The organism is Polaromonas sp. P3_C2, from assembly GCF_056402675.1.
Genome location: NZ_JBFUGX010000829.1, coordinates 1 through 1,600 on the forward strand (window position 1 = coordinate 1; position 1,600 = coordinate 1,600).

Annotated in this window: 1 protein-coding gene and 1 pseudogene; both read right to left on the minus strand. The window is 60.8% G+C overall.

The features are described from left to right. A pseudogene (locus AC1DWI_RS22460) lies at positions 1 to 279 on the minus strand (protein-methionine-sulfoxide reductase catalytic subunit MsrP); the annotation flags it as partial. Between the two features lie 91 nt (positions 280 to 370). Further along, on the minus strand, positions 371 to 1,600 hold a 1,230-nt coding region (gene ccsB / locus AC1DWI_RS22465; protein ID WP_477725822.1), incomplete at its 5' end, for a c-type cytochrome biogenesis protein CcsB.

Consider the following 1,600-nt stretch of genomic DNA (forward strand, 5'->3'; position numbering starts at 1 on the left):
GTAATTGTTGTAGGTAGAGGCATCTTTGTAGTCGGTGATCTTTTCCATGGTCACCGCACCGGCCACCGCCGATTTGCCGCCGGCCAGCGCCGCCAGCTTGCCGGGTTTTTGTACCGTCTGCGCCATCGCCTGGCGGCCCGCCCAGCTGGCCATGGCCACGCCCGCGGCACCTGTGGCCATCAGTTTGATCAGGTCGCGACGGCCATGGTAGATGCCGCGCGGCGTAATCTCGCTGGGAACGAGGTGGTCGAAACCATCGGCATGGGTCTTGATGAGCATATGAGTCCTTGAAATCCGTTGAGGGTTAGTCTGAATACGCAGCAACTTCTTACAGGGATTCAGCCAGGGCTTCTAAAAGACTCGCAGGCAGTTACAAGGTTCCGTAACTGTGCAGCCCCGACAGGAACATGTTGACGCCCAGGAAAGCAAACGAGGTAACTGCCAGCCCGACCAGCGCCCACCAGGCGGCGACGGTGCCGCGCAGGCCCTTCATGAGCCGCATATGCAGCCAGGCCGCGTAGTTGAGCCAGACAATCAGCGCCCAGGTTTCCTTGGCGTCCCAGCTCCAGTAGCCGCCCCAGGCCTCGGCCGCCCACAAGGCGCCGAGTACGGTGGCAATGGTGAAAAAGGCAAAGCCGACGGCAATCGCCTTGTACATCACGTCGTCCAGCACTTCAAAGCTGGGCAGGCGCGCGGCAATGCGCTTGCGGCCCACCAGGATGCCGGCGGCGATCAGCCCCGACACGGCCAGGTAACCTACCCAGTAGTAGCTGCCGCCCACTTCGGCCGGCGACTTGCTGCGAAACACGACAGGGACAAAACACAGCACCACGCCCAGCAGCCACAGCGGCGTGAGCCGGTGCCAGCGCGTCTCGTTGGCCTGCTGCTTGATGAGATAGGACAGCGACACCATGGCAGCCAGCGAGAACATGCCGTAGCCGATGAAATTGGCCGGCACATGCAGCTTCATCCACCAGCTTTTGAGGGCAGGCACCAGCGGCTGGATTTCATGGGCTTCGCGTATCACGGTGTACCAGAGCAAAAAACCGACCGCGGCACTGACCACCAGCATCACGAAAGCGCCGAGCGCGCGGGTGTTGTACTGCGATTCAAAGTAGAGGTAGAAGGCCGCCGTCATCCAGCAGAACAGCACGAACACCTCGTACAGGTTGCTGACCGGGATGTGCCCGACGTCTGCGCCAATCAGGTAGCTTTCGTACCAGCGCACCAGCGTGCCGATCAGCGCCATGCCGATCGCCACCCACGCAATTTTGGAGCCCAGCGACTCCAACGTGCTGCTCTGGCCTTTGGCAAACATGCCCAGCCAGTAAAAAATCGTGCTCATGAAGAACAGCACGCTCATCCACAAAATGGCCGACTGGCTGGAGAGAAAGTATTTGAGCCAGAACACCTGCTCGGCGCGCGCCAGGTCACCCTGGTACGACGCAATGCCCAGCAGCGCGAAGGCGCTGACCACCATCATCAGTACCCGCAGCGGCCGCCAGAACCAGCCCATGGCGATAGCCGCCGGAATGGCCGCGAACAGGATGCCTTTTTCATAGACATCCATGAAATCACTGTAGCGGGCGAAGGCATACAG